Here is a 13681-nt window from a genome sequence, read left to right as displayed (position 1 = left end):
ATCGGCGAGTTGTGCGGGTAGCGCGCACAAGTGAGCCGCCGGGTGCATCACCGCCGTAGGTTCTGGCGCAGCGAAATACCGGGACCGTACCGGTGTCCACCCGTACCGAGGAGTCCATCATGTCGGTTGCCCCCGAACCATTGGTGCCCAACGTGTTTGGGTCTGAGGCAGCACGCGATGACGGCTGCGTCGCGCGGACGGTGACGACGAAGGACGGCGTCCGTCTCGCGATATCGGAGTACCCTTCTGAACACGCCGATGCGCCGACAATCGTTTTGCTGCATGGTCTTCTGCTCTCGCGAGAGAGCTGGGGACTGCAGGTGGGTGAACTGCGCCGCCGTTACGGCGGCAGGGTTCGGGTCATCTCCTACGACCACCGCGGTCACGGTAGGTCGGCCGGCGCGCCTATGCGCACCTACGAAATCTCCCAACTCGCAGCCGATCTCGCAGAGGTCTTGACGGCGTTGCACATCACCGGCCCGTTGACTCTGGCCGGCCATTCGATGGGCGGGATGACAGCGCTCGCATACTTCGGTCGCGCGGCGTCGCAACGTCCTGTCGAGCCTGCCGGTCTGGTCCTGGTGGGAACTACGGCAGGCAGCATCGCCGAGCGGGGGATCGGTCGCCTGCTGGCAACTCCTGCTCCGGGCGCGCTGTTCGGGCTGGTTCACCGCATGCCACAACGGGCGACCGACAAAGCCGTCCAGGCGCTCATCCGCCCGTTGGGTGAGGTGCTGAGCACGTTCTCGGGTGACGGCACCACGGCCGCAGCGGTCGCCGCCGCCGTGGGGGCCGCAGCCCTGCGGACAGCGTCACTGACGACGGCCGCCGGCTTTCTGCCGAGCCTCAAACGCTACGACATGTATCACGCTCTGGAGTCCATTGCTGCCAAGACGTTCGTGGTCAGCGGCGGCAACGACGTCCTGACGCCGCCTTCGCATTCGCGTGACCTGGCCGCGGCCATTCCCGGCGCGGTCCACCTGCACCATCCGAGCGCCGGCCACATGCTGCTGCACGATGCCGCCGAATGTGTCACCGATGCCATCGGGAGGGCGATGGGTATGCATTCCGGTTTCCGTCGTCCCGCCCGTGTGCGCGCGTCCGGGAAGCGCGTTTCTGCAGCGCAACTCGCCGTCGTGGTGTCATGAGCGATGCTGAATGACGGCGCGCCGGACTAGGCCCGATGCTGCGCCAGCTCGGCGAGGTGTTTGAGCGAGTTGTCGAGGTGCTGCCGGTCGAACGGCGGGAACCCGATGTGTTCCCGAATGGCCTGCGGTACCGCCGACCAGTCATAGGTGAGTGTGACCTCCGTCTGGTCGACCTGCACCTGCTTGAGGTCGTATCGCCAGGTCCAGCCGCCGAACTCGAGGTGGTCGTCGTCGGTGCCTTGGCCCGGCAGCCACGCAATCGCATGCGGCGGCTCGAAGACCTCGACGCGGTTGGCCATTTCGTAGTGCATACCTCCGTAATTGGAGTGGTACATCGCCATTCGGAAGACCTGACCCACTGCGGTCAGCTGTTTGCCGTCCAGCGACTCGCGCACCCAGCCGGTGCCGTCGATCGCTTGATGCATGGTCGGGTCCGCCAGCACGGCGAAGACGGTGGTCGCCGGCGCGTTGATGGTGCACGCGGCGCTCATGGTTTCGTCAGTCATGCCGGTACAGACCGGCGGCGGCTCGGTAACTCATCGAACCGCCGTCGGCCGGTCGAGTCCCATCTGCTTGGTGTTGGACCGGAGCAGTGAGCAGAACGCGGAAAAGCCTGCTCATTGCGCGTTTGTTCAGCTTGTGCGCACAACGGCGCGCGTACATCGGTCGGCTTCGTAATGTCCTGCCACAACGCTCACTCACACAGGAGGATTGCCATGAACTTCGTCAAGAGCCTGGGTCGCCACGCTGTTGTGCCCGCCGCCGTCGCTGTCGTCATCGGCGGTGCGATGGGTTTGTCGGCGGCTGCACATGCCGGCGGTGCGCCGGTGAGCGCACCGACGACAACGTGCGCGGTGTCCACCCAGTGACCGCAAGAGAGTTTGGGCCGACGGCAGGCATACCGCGGCCACGCTATCGCCGGCCAAGGCCTATGTTGGCTGAATGCCAGCCATCACCAGCTTCATCGATGACAGGGCCGTGGCCCGATCTGACGTCCAGCGTTGGGAAGCCGGCCGAGCCAAAGCGGTCCTCAGGAAGTTCGTCTCTCGGTTGGGCACCCGAGCGATCGCTGAAATCGCGCCGGACCTCAACATCGATACCGTGCTCGCCGCCGACCTCGATACACAGCGGGCAGCGCTGGTCACCCTCAAGACCGGACTCGGGCATGCCGGGATCTATGCCATGTTGCGCCGAGACCTGGCGACCTCGGAGAAGGTCTCCCGGGTCGCCGTCGCAGCCAGCCGGGGACGTGTTGCCCGCAGTGTCATCCGGGTGATTGCGCCGGGGTGTTCGGCCTCCGCGTTCGCCGACTGGTTCAACAACCTCGTCGTCGTCAACGACGAGGTGAACATGATCGACGCGATGCCCGACCACTATCTGCTGCGCGGGCTGCCGGACGGACGACAGGAGGTCGTCGAAACAACCGGTGGCTCACCGGCACCGACGCGATTCCTGGTGGACTACACCACGACCGACACGCTCTCGACGCCGGCCGATCCTGACTACCCCATCCAGATCGCGGGCCAGGCGCTCCTCGACGACGGTTTCGTCATCGGCGGTGTCCGTCACCAGCTACGCGACCGCGATGGTGCGCTGGAAGCCCTTCTCACCGTGGAGTTTCCGGGCCTCACGCCCGCGCCATTGGTCGCCGCCCACCGCTGGCACCTCGCGGTCGAATTCGGCAACTGGATCATCGCTTCGCAATCCCAGACAGACCGCTGACGGCCGAATGGTCGAGTGTGCACCGCCTTGATCTGGCCAAGGCGGTGAACACGTCGCGCCGTCAGTAATCCCACACCGTTGGCACGCACCGAAAGACGTCACCCGATGCGGCGACCCGACAGACGGATGGGAACGGTAGGTGAGTGGCCACCAGTAATTCGCCGGTCGCCGCCAGCTCACTGAGCAGACGGATCCGGACCCGGGCAGCCTCATCGGGATCATGCTCGAATCCGTTGTGCCACTCAGGATTATCGAATCCAGGTGCAAACACGGCGTCCCCGGCGAACGTCAGCTTGTCGCTGCCTGAAGCCAGGCGGACCACGCTGTGCCCCGGGGTGTGACCACCGGTCCGGGTAACCAGCACGCCCGGCGCCACCTCATATTCCGTCTCGAATGTCCGCAATTGACCGCGGTACTCGTCGAGGAACTGCGAAGCGACCCGGCGCAGCACGTCCGGTATCGGCTGCGGCATGGTGGTGCGCGAAAAGTCGGGCGCGTCCCAGAACTCGGCCTCTGCTGTGGAGGCGTGGACTCTCAGGTCGGGACGCAGCCGGTCTTTCAGCCCCTGGGTGAGCAGCCCGCCGACGTGGTCCATGTGCATGTGGGTGAGTACCACGTCGGTCACCGCTGCGAGATCGACCCCGGCCGCCTCCAGCCGCTGCACCGTCTGTCCGGCCCGGGGGAAGTCCGGAAACTCCAAGCCCAGCCCTGCATCGACGAGGATGGTTCGGTCGCCGCTGCGCACCACCACCACGTTGAGCGGCCAGTCGACCACCTCAGGTGGCAGGAAATTGTCGTCCAGCCAGTGCGCCAGCTCCGTCGCCTCGACGTTGGTGGCCAACGTCGAGGCGGTTATCGGCAGCACCCCGTCGCTGATCACCAGCACTTCGATGTCGCCGACCTGCACCGCGTAGCGCGACGGGACGTGCTCGTCGGCTCCCTGCGCGCCCAGGTGCGAAATGTTGTCCAAGCTCATGCGATTCTCCTTTTGACGCTCTACCGAGGACCGGGAAATGACCTGTCGTCGCGTAGAACGCCCTCCGGCGCTATGAGTTATCCAGGGAACTGGTCGGGTCAGACATCCCCGGGCATGCCGGGAGGACTGAGCGAGCCGTCGACAAGCTCCGCGTCGAAATGGCGCCCGAAACGACGGCTTTGCTCGCGACAAACACACTGACACTTGATTTTTGACGCCAGGGTCAGATGCGTCCGCACCGCCACGAGCGGGTCTCACACGATGTCCTCTGGCAGGCACGATGCGTCGTGGTCACGACGTGTCGAAACGTCAAACTCGAGAAACGAGTAGCGCCCTACGCTATTGGGCGACGGTCGGCAAGCCCGATCCTAGGTGTTGCGCAGGCGGTACGGTCCGCCGGCAAAGACCCGAGATGACAAGCCAGAGAGGGTGATTGGCATGACCGTGACAAGAATCGATTGGCACTGGATGGACGGGTGGCCACCGGGCTACAACACCGTCCAGGTGAACTTGCCTCCGGCGACATTGGGTGCCCAAACGGCCCTGCAAGGCCAAGTCGGTGGTGGAGCCAACTACACCGGCATCATGCACTATCGGCGACGACTCAAGGACGGATCCGACAAGGACATCGACTTCGGCGCCTGGCCCAATTGGCCTCCGGTCATCTTCGATCACATCAGCTCCATCACCTTCGCCACGGCAACCGGCGAAGATCAAGAGGCCTTTCTTGTCGCGCGTATGGACTACTGGGGGTAGGTGTGCCATGAAATTCTCGTCCACTGGTTCGCAGAACGTGAAATCGGTCAGCTGCTGCCTGCTTTTCGATCCGCAGGGCCAAATACACCACGTCCATCGCGTCGTGACGATGGAAGGGGCGCCCGACACCTCGCAGGCTGAGCTCGAAGCGCAGACGCTCAGGGTTGCCCTGAACCTGGGCCTCGACACCAAGAGACTGCAGGTTCTGCACGTAGCGGCGAACGAATTCTCCGAGCGCGCGCACTATTCGGTTGACCCGGTGAAGCGGACGCTGAAAATAGAGGCCCTACCCTCGCGAACGGGACTGCGAGGCGCGAAAAGTTAGCACACGCCGCGACTGCCAGTTCGTCGCTAGATGCGTCCGGCGGCGAACTGGGCGGCCTGGTCGACCATGCCGTTGGCGATGTAGGAGTTGTGCGCGCCGGTAGGTGGCCCGGGTGGCGCTCCATCGCAGACGCTGTCACCGCTGGCGCACAGATCGATGGTCTTGGGCACGTACAGCGGACCAATGGTGATCAGCGGCGCGCCGGCATCGCTGAGGAACTGGTTCGAGGGTTTGCCGAACAACGTCACCGCAGCGACGTGATTGGCGATCTCGGGCGGCATCGGCGGCGGAACGAAGGCTGCGGGCACGCCTGCAGGGATCTCGGCCGACGTGGTGAATGCTGCCACGGCAGCGCCCTGGGAAAATCCGCCGAGCACCATCTTGGTCGCCGGGCAGGTGGCGGCGACGGTCTGAATGTGGTTGGTAGCGTCCCGGATCCCGTCGATGACGGTGAGCGCGAACTGGAAGCCGTCGTTGAAATCGGCACTGGCCTGGTAGTTGATCGGGTAGACACTGACCGATTTGGCGCCGGCCTTGGCGCGAAGAGCGTCGACGAATGCCTGCCCGATACCGCCGACGCCCGCAGGCTCGCCTGTGCCACGGGCGAACACCACTTCCGCGTCCGGGCACGGGTCGGCGTTGGCTACAGGTGGCGGAGCACTTGCCAGTGCCAGGACGGTGAAGGCGATCGTGAGGATGCCCGCAAACCTGCGCGGCCCCTTTCGGGGCGGCGCCACGGGGGCTTCAGTGCAATCGATGGTGTACATGGAGAACCTTTGCGTTGCGTAGGAATGCCGATTGCCGGAATCGATGTTACGTAACGGCGTCGTCGGCGCACAGCGCCTATCCGGGGCTCCAAGTGACGACGACTGATCTGCCGAGGGCTCCGACGCGTGGGCGGGCGCCCATGACCGGGCTGCGCTATTGGCGTCGATACAGGCGCCCGTGACTGCGGAACCAGGCGATGGTCCCGTCGGCGCCGCGCACAAAATCCGAGCGGGTACCGATGGGTTTGTTGTCAGCTCCCAGGTCGAGTCCATGGTCGGGCCGATAGAACGCGAAGCCCAGTCGGTGGCTGGTCTGCGAATTCGGATTGCTTCCGGTGATGTCATCGGCGGTCATCGTGCCGTCGAGTTGACCGCTTCCGACCTCGAAGTCGATGACCGTCTGCCCCGGATCACCGGATTCGGCGACGTGCCGGGCAACGTAGCGCCCCCGGAACGGGTCCAGGTCAGTGGCGCTGAGATTCTGTGCCGTCGCCGGCAGGTTGCTGATCCCCGCGAACCGGCGCAGCGCCCAGTCGTCGCCGAAAAGATCATTGATCAGCTGCGCCCCGCCCTCGGAGTTGGTGAGCACGGTCATGGCGAAGTCGCGGTCGGGCACCATGAAGAACCCTGAATGCTGGCCGTTCCAGGTGCCGCCGTGCTGAACGACCGTCATGTTCTCCGCCGACGGCCGCAGCATCCAGGTGATGCCCATGCCGGTGAGCTCGACCTGCAGTGTGCCGCCGGCACCCGGGTTGGACCGCATTGCCGCGAGCGCTTGCGGACTCAGCAGTCGGGTGCCGTTGGGTGCCGTGCCGTCGCCGAGATGAAACCTCGCGTACCGCAATTGGTCTCGTGCAGTGGACATCAGGCCGCCGGTCGGGTGGCAGCTGCGTGGGAATGTCCAAAAACTCGTGTCGACGACCGGTTTGCCATCGACAACGTTGTGTGACGCGGCCACATTCAAGCCGATGATCTGGTCGGAGAAGTAGTGAGAGTGGCCCATCTCCAGGGGCTCGAGCAGCAGATTCTGCACCGCCGATTCATAACTGGAGTCGGTGACGACCTCGATGATCCGTCCGGCCGCCACCAAACCTGCGTTGTTGTAGGCGAACACGGTTCCCGGCTGGGTCAGCTGCGGTAGTCGTGCCATCGCAGCGACGTAGCGGGCCACTGCATCGTCGCCGCGCCCGAATCCCTGAATGTCGTCACCCAGAAAGCCCGATGTGTGATTGAGCAGTTGGCGCACGGTCACCGCTGCGCTGGCAGCCGGATCGGCCACAGCGAAGTCGGGGAGGTGACGGCGCACCGGGGCATCCAGATCCACGTCACCCTGCTCGGCCAACCGCATCATCGTGGTGCCTGTGAAAGTCTTTGTGGTCGAGCCGATCCGGAAGACGGTGTCGCCGTCGACGGGGAGCGGATGGTCGACGTTGGTGACACCGAAGCCCTTGACGTGTTCTTGGCCGCCGGCCCAGACGGCAACCGCGACACCTGGTATCGCGTAAGCCGCCATGCCCGCGTTGATCTTGGTGTCGAGCTCGTCAAACGCCGCAGGCAGAGCCGTCTCGGTACATACGCTCATCATGTTGCCCAACGCTTCTCGTGCGCTGCTCCAAGTCGGTGCCGCGGTCTGAGGATACATATTCGATCGCCCGATATGCAGGGTGTTACGCATATCGGGCAGCAGAGATCGGCAACCGGCGCGCGCCGGTTGCCGATACCTGTTTCACGTCATGCCGCCGGTCTGCCGACGGCCCGCCCGAGATGCCGGGCGAAGAACCGAGTGTCGAGACGGCCATCTGTCGGTACCTGGGCGTGCCCGCCCGGGAAGGCGTGTAGCACCTTGTCGGCCGAGGCGAAGGCATCGAACAACTCGAGACCGAATCCGCGCGGAATTTCCTTGTCGTCCAACGGGAGTAGGTATTCGATCGGGATCGTTATCTGTTTCGCCGCCGCAAGCAGGGAGTCATGCTCGGACAGCCAGCCGAAGCGCGCGGCGGTGATCCGAGGCTCGACCGCTGCGAGCGGTATCCCGATCGCGCCGGCCAAGGACATACCCGAGTAGCCGATCGGAACGTGTGCGCCGATGTCCGGCAGAGCCAGCACGGCGTCGATGGTTGCCTGCCATTCGGGGACTGCACGCTCGGCCACCGAGGCGCAGTAGTCGGCAAGGATATGGCCGAACGAGGGACTGCCTTCGGCGCGCGCCCGGCGGAATTCGGCGACCCAGCGCTCGTCTTGTGCGCTTCGCGGCCGGCCACCGTGGCCGGGTGCGTCGATGGAGACGACATGAAAGCCGTCAATGGTTACCGAGGAATGGGCCCGGGCCACATGTCCCGGCGCCTTCTTGTCCAGGCCGCCCGGGTGACCTGCCAAGACCAGGGGAGCGCCGGCGGGGCCGGATTCTGGTGACCAGAGGACACCGGTGACGTCATCCAGGGTGAAGGTGCGTTCGATGACACCGTTGGACGATGTCTCAGAAGTGAAGTGCATAGCGGTTGCCTTTCGGGATTGCCGTGTTCGGGCGCTCCCGGCGACCCCTACCTCAATCACCAACCGTGAACACGAGTGGGAGCACCCACAGGGTTACTGCGTTCATGGGTCTCACCTCCTCGCGTACTGCCACGGTCTACCGCACGGTAGCAATACGAACCTGTTGCCGTCCAACCATTTTCCTGTCGATTTCGCGGCTCGTTATCAGGCGGTCCCATCTTGGGCATCGCCGAATATCTGCTTGGCGACGCCCATCGCGGACATACCGTTGGGCCAGCCGGCGTAGAAGGCCAGGTGCAGGATGGCTTCTTTCAGCTCGCGTTCGGTGACGCCGTTGCCGCGTGCGTAGTCGAGGTGGAAGGTCAGCTGTTCAGCCTTGCCCATGGCGGTGAGAGCCGCGACGGTGACCAGGCTGCGGTCGCGTTTGGACAGGTCGGGCCGTTCCCACACTTCGTCGAACAGCACGCGGTCGGTGTAGTGCACCATGCCGGGCGCGAAGTCGCCGAACGCGCGTCGGCCGCCCGTCCACCCGGTGTTCTGGTCGTCGGTCACATGTGCTCCTCGTGGTGTTGGGTGGTGCGGGGCAGGGACAGGGCGAGAGCGGCGGTCAGGGCGGCGACGCCCGCGGCGATCAGCAGGCTGACGTGAACGCCGTGAACGAAAGTCTCCGGGTTGGTGAGCAGACCGCCGAATAACGCGACCCCAAGTGCTCCACCGACCTGTCTGCTGGTGTTGAACACGCCGGATGCGACACCGGTCTGGTGGCGCGGGACGGTGTCGAGCAGCACCGCCGTAGCCGGTGGGGAGACGGTCGGCCCGCCGAGCCCGACCAGCACCATCAGCACCGACAGCAGCCACAGCGGTGCGCCCGCGGGTTACAGGCCCACCGCGGTGAGGCCGGCGGCCATCAGGGCCAAACCGGTCGCGATCACTGTGCGGCGGCCGAAGTGCTCTGCGATTCGGGCGGAGAACGGTGTGAGCACCAGACCGACGAGCATCATCGGTAGGAAGACGACGCCGGTGTGCACTGCGTCAAGACCCCGGTGCTGCTGCAGGAACAGGCTGACAACGAACGGCAGGCCGAAGTAGCCCACCATGAACGCAAAACCTGTCGCGGTGACCACGGTGACAGTGCGGGAGCGGAACAGGTCCAGCGGCAGCATCGGATGCGCCGCCATGTGTTGAGAGCCGATGAAAGCGATCAGCGACACCGCCGCGACGACGAGCGCGACGACCACCGTCGGATCGGTGAACCCGCGGGAGCCGGCTTCGATGGCGCCGTAGGTCAACCCGCCCATGGCCGAGACGCCGGTGAGCTGCCCGACCGGATCGAACGGGGCACGCCGGGTTGCTGAGTCATCTGTGCGGGTCAGAAGCAGGAGGGCGATCACGCCGACCGGGACGTTGATGAAGAAGATCAGGCGCCAGTCGAGCATGCTGAGGACCCCGCCCAGTACGGGACCGGAGGACGACGCGACGGCACCGCCCATCGCCCAGATGCCCACGGCACGCGCCCGCTGCAGCGGCTCGGGGTAGGTCTGCCGAATCAGTGCCATCGACGCAGGCATCATCGCGGCCGCCGCAGCTCCCTGCAGGAACCGGGCCGCGACCAGCACGCCGAGTGTCGGCGCCAAACCGCACGCCACCGAAGCAAGCACGAACACCGCCATGCCGCCGCCGAAAGCTCGCTTGGCGCCGAGCCGGTCCGACAGCGAACCGGCCGTCAGCATCAGGGCCGCGAACATCATGGTGTACCCGTCGACCACCCACTGCAGCCCTGACACACCACCACCGAGATCGTCCCGGATGGTCGGCAGGGCCACGTTCACCACGACCGCGTCGAGCGTGATGGTGAAGAAGCCCAGCAGCGCCGCGATCAAAGTAGAAGGCGCATGCCGAGGCCGGTCGACGGCGTCGATACCGCCAGTGGATACCTGGGTCATCACCCGAACCAGAGAACCCTGCCTCAGCCGCGAGCGGCAGGTCGAGCCAGAGGGGGTACAAGCGCAACCCCCCGACGCTGACATCTGATTGCCTTGGGCTGCAGTGCTTCTCGATACCTTTCCGTCAGATTGTCCGGCGCGTTCCACGACTATGCCGAGATTCCCCATCTGAGGAGCGTTCGTCTGCGACCATGACGTAGGCGCAACGAAGGGCTGGGCACATGACAGGGACCGGGCACACAGCCGAACCGTACGAAGGGCCGGGCGCGGCGAGCCGCCGCGGCGTTCTCATCGGCGCCGGGGCAGTCGCCGCCGGGATGGTCGTCACCGCGTGCGGCGGAAAAGAACCGTCGATGTCGGGCGGCCAATCCGCGAGCAGTGAGACAACCCCGACGGCCGCCGCGGCTCCCGCGACGGTGAAGACTGCCGACGTGCCCGTGGGCGGGGGTGTCGTGCTCAAAGATCCCAAAGTCGTCGTCACCCAACCGCAGCCCGGCCAGTTCAAGGCCTTCACGGCGGTCTGCACACACAAGCAGTGCCTGGTGTCGAAAGTCGCCGATGGCACCATCGACTGCCCATGCCATGGCAGCCGATTCAGCGACGTCGACGGCTCTGTGGTCAAGGGGCCGGCCGAGCAGCCGCTGGCACCGAAGACGGTCACCACGACCGGAGACACACTCACCATCAGCTGACCCGATCCGGGCTGATCGCGATTGGTATGAGCGACCAGCGGGCCGGCATCCGCTGCCTGGCAGTGGTCGCGCTGATCGCGGATGTTCCAGAACAGCTCAATTCTGGCAACGCCACACTCGCCGAGCACGTCGTCCGCGGCCTGATCACCTGGATGAACTGGCACAACGCGGCGTCGACATTTGGAACCGAAGACATTGCAGGTGAAACGGTTCTGGAGAAAATGCCGGTGGCAACCCAACTTATTTGCTCTTTTCGCATTCTTGCGCAGCACCGTCCGAGCGGTGGGCAGTTATAGCCAACCGAGATAGGTGTAATGCCAACGGTTTTGGCGCGATACGACGCGTAGCTTCTCGCGAATTAACGCGCGTAAAAGGGCAAGGAGCCTTACCCTAGCTACCGTGACGAGAGCCGCGTACTCGCCGATTCCCACAACGGAAACACCCGATATCGCCGAAAGCGTCCCGCAGTGGACATCGCTTCAGAAACTGGGTTTCCGACTGCTTTTCACCGTTGGTGGCGGAATGCTCGCCGTCACCGGCGGTGTGGTTCTGCTCGTCACGGTGTTCGGCAGCGTCGTGGGCTTCGACGAGGGGCACTATCCATGCGAGCGACTGCTCTGGCTGCTCGCACAGATCGGCAGCTACGTGGCCCGAGGGCGCAGCGTCGAGATCACCAGGTCTGCCGGTGGAGACATGTTGTGGATGTGGTGTTTCCAGCTCGGGTGGATTGTGGTGGCACTGCCGATCACCGCGTTGTGGACAGTCATGGATCGACGGCGTCCCAACTATCGGAGCATGGCCGCATCGCTGCTGGTGTTCGCGCGGTTCGGGCTGGCGCTGGTGATGATCTTCTACGGATGGGGCAAGGTGATTCCCGTCCAGATGGGGTACATGCCGCTGCCGGAGCATCAGCTGCAGCTGACGGGCGATACCAGCCTGTTCAACACCCTGTGGGGCTTCGTCGGGGCCTCTGAGGCGTACTCGGTCGCCATCGGGCTGATCGAACTGCTGTCGGGACTTCTGCTGCTGTGGAACCGTACGTGGGTGCTCGGAGCGGTCGGCGCGGTGATCTCCACAGCGCAGGTGTTCCTTCTGAACCTGACCTACGACGTCCCGGTCAAGCTGGTTGCGGCCCAACTGTTCTTGGTCGCCGTCGCCATCACGTGCCCGTATTGGCCGAATCTCGCGCGTGTGGTGTTCAATCGCGGTGGGACCCGGCCGGTCGAGCTCTGGTCGCCACTCTGGGCAGACAATCGTTGGCTGCGGCGAGCCGGCGTGGTTGCCAAATTCGGCATCGCCGCGCTGCTGCTGGTGATCACCGGAGTGGGGGGCGTCATGGCATACATCGGCTATCACACGCCCAGCTCAACTCTCGACGGCGTCTGGCGCGCAACGTCATTCACCATCGACGGGCGCGAAGCGACGTTGAACCAGGCGGATCCGCAGCCGTGGGTCAACGTGGCGATCACCGACCGCAACAAAGTGCCCAAACTCGGCGTGGTGAGGTTTGTCAGCCAGGAGCCCGCGGGTTACACCACCAGGTGGCTGCTCACCATCGACGGAGATCGCCTCGAGTTGCGCAAGCCGGACTCGGATATCACTCAGGTGGTGCTCCGCGCGACCCAGCCCGACCAGGACCGGCTGGTGCTGACGGGAGAGTTGGACGGCAAGCAGATCAAGGGCATATACGAGCGGAGATTCATGGAGCGCAGCAAGTCGCATTTCCGCCTCGTCAGCCCGCCGATACCGATGGATTCGGTGCGGTAGTCCCGGCGCCACTGCAACGGATGCGCGAGCGAAATCGCTTGACGCACCGCGCGCATCCGCCGCCTTGCCCGTCGCGCGCATATCCTGGAGTGCAGGACGACAAACCCGGCTGGCCGCCGTGATGGCACGCCGTAGCGACGGCCGGCCACGAGCGACGCCGCGCTATGCGACGCCCGGATCTCCGGGAGGCAGCAATGTTCGAGGAAGCTCAGCTGTACGCACCGGTGACGCGGTCAGGAGATGACGTCACCGTTCACCTGGCTGCCGACCACCCAGGTGCGGTCGATCCCGAATACCGTGCCCGCCGCAACGAGATAGCCGCGCTCGCCATGGACTGGCAGCCGGGTACGCCGCCTCCGACCGCGACATACACCGACGCGGAGCAGGAGGTCTGGCGCATCGCCTGCGCTGAGCTGCACAAGCTGCACCGGCGCTTGGCCTGCGCGGCTTACCTGGAGGGCCGCGAGCGGCTCCAACTTCCCGAGGATCACATTCCACAACTCGTCGATGTCAACACGATGCTCAGACCACTCACCGGCTTTCAGTACGTGCCCGCAGCCGGCTTGGTACCGCTGCGCGAGTTCTACGGGTTCCTGGCTGATGGGATCTTCCACTCCACCCAGTACCTGCGGCATCACTCCGTGCCGCTGTACACGCCAGAGCCCGATCTGATCCACGAGGTGGTCGGTCACGGCAATTGTCTGGCTCACGATCGTTTCGCAGGCCTCTACCGGCTGGCCGGACAGGCGGCTCGGCGAGTGGAAACCGCTGAGGCGCTGGAGTTCATCTCAAAGGTCTTCTGGTTCTCCCTGGAATTCGGTGTGGTGCGCGAGCACGGGGAGGTGCGCACCTACGGTGCAGGGCTACTGTCCTCGTACGGCGAGATCCAGCAGATCGAACAAGCCGACCTCCGGGCGCTCGACGTCGGCCGGATGGGTGTTCAGACGTACGACATCACGCACTACCAACCGGTGCTCTTTTGCGCCGAGGGATTCGATGAGATCGAAGATGTGGTGGGTGCGTTCTTCGCCGACGTTGATGACGATATGGTCGAACGCCTGCTACACGACGCTTCTGCGCCGACCTGAGCAG

General features: G+C 64.8%; 16 protein-coding genes and 1 pseudogene. 9 read left to right on the top strand and 8 right to left on the bottom strand.

What is annotated here, in order from left to right:
* Positions 1–119 precede the first annotated feature (119 nt).
* On the top strand, positions 120–1148 hold the full coding sequence (locus BST13_RS21495; protein WP_083166075.1) for an alpha/beta fold hydrolase: 1029 nt from the start codon (positions 120–122) through the stop codon (positions 1146–1148).
* A gap of 26 nt (positions 1149–1174) precedes the next feature.
* Here the strand turns inward: BST13_RS21495 and BST13_RS21490 are convergent, their stop codons facing one another.
* On the bottom strand, positions 1175–1654 hold the full coding sequence (locus BST13_RS21490; RefSeq protein WP_083166037.1) for an SRPBCC family protein: 480 nt from the start codon (positions 1652–1654) through the stop codon (positions 1175–1177).
* Positions 1655–1864: 210 nt separating this feature from the next.
* Here BST13_RS21490 and BST13_RS39075 point away from each other — a divergent pair, with 210 nt between their 5' ends.
* Both BST13_RS39075 and BST13_RS21485 read left to right on the top strand, forming a co-directional pair.
* Complete coding sequence (locus BST13_RS39075) at positions 1865–2017, top strand: hypothetical protein (RefSeq protein WP_158087177.1); 153 nt, start codon at positions 1865–1867, stop codon at positions 2015–2017.
* 73 nt (positions 2018–2090) lie between these two features.
* The gene (locus BST13_RS21485) at positions 2091–2870 is read left to right on the top strand and encodes a hypothetical protein (RefSeq protein WP_083166036.1); all 780 of its coding nucleotides are present in this window, start codon (positions 2091–2093) and stop codon (positions 2868–2870) included.
* A gap of 61 nt (positions 2871–2931) precedes the next feature.
* Here the strand turns inward: BST13_RS21485 and BST13_RS21480 are convergent, their stop codons facing one another.
* Positions 2932–3846, bottom strand: a complete 915-nt coding sequence (locus tag BST13_RS21480; protein WP_083166035.1) for an MBL fold metallo-hydrolase — start codon at positions 3844–3846, stop codon at positions 2932–2934.
* A 438-nt stretch (positions 3847–4284) separates the two neighbouring features.
* Here BST13_RS21480 and BST13_RS21475 point away from each other — a divergent pair, with 438 nt between their 5' ends.
* On the top strand, positions 4285–4602 hold the full coding sequence (locus tag BST13_RS21475; RefSeq protein WP_142282820.1) for a hypothetical protein: 318 nt from the start codon (positions 4285–4287) through the stop codon (positions 4600–4602).
* Between the two features lie 7 nt (positions 4603–4609).
* Positions 4610–4927 (top strand): hypothetical protein, encoded by a 318-nt coding sequence (locus BST13_RS21470; protein ID WP_083166033.1) that lies wholly within the window; start codon positions 4610–4612, stop codon positions 4925–4927.
* Between the two features lie 26 nt (positions 4928–4953).
* Here the strand turns inward: BST13_RS21470 and BST13_RS21465 are convergent, their stop codons facing one another.
* From BST13_RS21465 to BST13_RS21445, 6 genes and pseudogenes are all read right to left on the bottom strand, one after another.
* Positions 4954–5694: a cutinase family protein gene (locus tag BST13_RS21465; protein ID WP_083166032.1), complete on the bottom strand. Its 741-nt coding sequence runs from the start codon at positions 5692–5694 to the stop codon at positions 4954–4956.
* 154 nt (positions 5695–5848) lie between these two features.
* A pseudogene (locus BST13_RS21460) lies at positions 5849–7246 on the bottom strand (serine hydrolase domain-containing protein); the annotation flags it as partial.
* Between the two features lie 179 nt (positions 7247–7425).
* Positions 7426–8187, bottom strand: coding sequence for an acetylxylan esterase family protein (locus tag BST13_RS21455; RefSeq protein WP_083166030.1), 762 nt, complete (start codon positions 8185–8187; stop codon positions 7426–7428).
* A 204-nt stretch (positions 8188–8391) separates the two neighbouring features.
* Positions 8392–8739, bottom strand: a complete 348-nt coding sequence (locus BST13_RS21450) for a carboxymuconolactone decarboxylase family protein (protein ID WP_095533649.1) — start codon at positions 8737–8739, stop codon at positions 8392–8394.
* Complete coding sequence (locus BST13_RS39490) at positions 8736–9041, bottom strand: MFS transporter (RefSeq protein ID WP_281254762.1); 306 nt, start codon at positions 9039–9041, stop codon at positions 8736–8738. Before BST13_RS39490 ends, BST13_RS21450 begins: the two co-directional genes overlap by 4 nt.
* A gap of 21 nt (positions 9042–9062) precedes the next feature.
* Positions 9063–10130 carry an MFS transporter gene (locus BST13_RS21445; RefSeq protein ID WP_211296148.1) on the bottom strand — a complete coding sequence of 356 codons (1068 nt, stop codon included), beginning with the start codon at positions 10128–10130 and terminating at the stop codon, positions 9063–9065.
* Positions 10131–10351: 221 nt separating this feature from the next.
* On the opposite strand from BST13_RS21445, the gene BST13_RS21440 reads away from it, so the two are divergent.
* From BST13_RS21440 to BST13_RS21425, 4 genes are all read left to right on the top strand, one after another.
* A complete protein-coding gene (locus tag BST13_RS21440; protein ID WP_083166029.1) occupies positions 10352–10822 on the top strand; it encodes a Rieske (2Fe-2S) protein in 471 nt (156 codons plus the stop codon).
* 26 nt (positions 10823–10848) lie between these two features.
* Positions 10849–11118, top strand: a complete 270-nt coding sequence (locus tag BST13_RS21435) for a hypothetical protein (protein ID WP_083166028.1) — start codon at positions 10849–10851, stop codon at positions 11116–11118.
* 127 nt (positions 11119–11245) lie between these two features.
* On the top strand, positions 11246–12589 hold the full coding sequence (locus tag BST13_RS21430; RefSeq protein ID WP_342744310.1) for a hypothetical protein: 1344 nt from the start codon (positions 11246–11248) through the stop codon (positions 12587–12589).
* A gap of 194 nt (positions 12590–12783) precedes the next feature.
* The gene (locus BST13_RS21425) at positions 12784–13677 is read left to right on the top strand and encodes a phenylalanine 4-monooxygenase (RefSeq protein WP_083166026.1); all 894 of its coding nucleotides are present in this window, start codon (positions 12784–12786) and stop codon (positions 13675–13677) included.
* Positions 13678–13681 lie beyond the last annotated feature (4 nt).

This window comes from Mycobacterium aquaticum, assembly GCF_002086485.1.
Lineage (GTDB): Bacteria > Actinomycetota > Actinomycetes > Mycobacteriales > Mycobacteriaceae > Mycobacterium > Mycobacterium aquaticum.
The sequence above is the reverse complement of the archived record's forward strand: the minus strand, read 5'-3'. Positions and strand labels throughout refer to the sequence as shown.

Coding starts and splice junctions, on each gene's coding strand:
- BST13_RS21440 (WP_083166029.1), top strand. CDS start 10,352: ATGACAGGGACCGGGCACACAGCCGAACCGTACGAAGGGCCGGGCGCG.
- BST13_RS21445 (WP_211296148.1), bottom strand. CDS start 10,130: ATGACCCAGGTATCCACTGGCGGTATCGACGCCGTCGACCGGCCTCGG.
- BST13_RS21435 (WP_083166028.1), top strand. CDS start 10,849: ATGAGCGACCAGCGGGCCGGCATCCGCTGCCTGGCAGTGGTCGCGCTG.
- BST13_RS21465 (WP_083166032.1), bottom strand. CDS start 5,694: ATGTACACCATCGATTGCACTGAAGCCCCCGTGGCGCCGCCCCGAAAG.
- BST13_RS21475 (WP_142282820.1), top strand. CDS start 4,285: ATGACCGTGACAAGAATCGATTGGCACTGGATGGACGGGTGGCCACCG.
- BST13_RS21470 (WP_083166033.1), top strand. CDS start 4,610: ATGAAATTCTCGTCCACTGGTTCGCAGAACGTGAAATCGGTCAGCTGC.
- BST13_RS21485 (WP_083166036.1), top strand. CDS start 2,091: ATGCCAGCCATCACCAGCTTCATCGATGACAGGGCCGTGGCCCGATCT.
- BST13_RS21480 (WP_083166035.1), bottom strand. CDS start 3,846: ATGAGCTTGGACAACATTTCGCACCTGGGCGCGCAGGGAGCCGACGAG.
- BST13_RS21495 (WP_083166075.1), top strand. CDS start 120: ATGTCGGTTGCCCCCGAACCATTGGTGCCCAACGTGTTTGGGTCTGAG.
- BST13_RS21455 (WP_083166030.1), bottom strand. CDS start 8,187: ATGCACTTCACTTCTGAGACATCGTCCAACGGTGTCATCGAACGCACC.
- BST13_RS39075 (WP_158087177.1), top strand. CDS start 1,865: ATGAACTTCGTCAAGAGCCTGGGTCGCCACGCTGTTGTGCCCGCCGCC.
- BST13_RS21490 (WP_083166037.1), bottom strand. CDS start 1,654: ATGACTGACGAAACCATGAGCGCCGCGTGCACCATCAACGCGCCGGCG.
- BST13_RS21425 (WP_083166026.1), top strand. CDS start 12,784: ATGTTCGAGGAAGCTCAGCTGTACGCACCGGTGACGCGGTCAGGAGAT.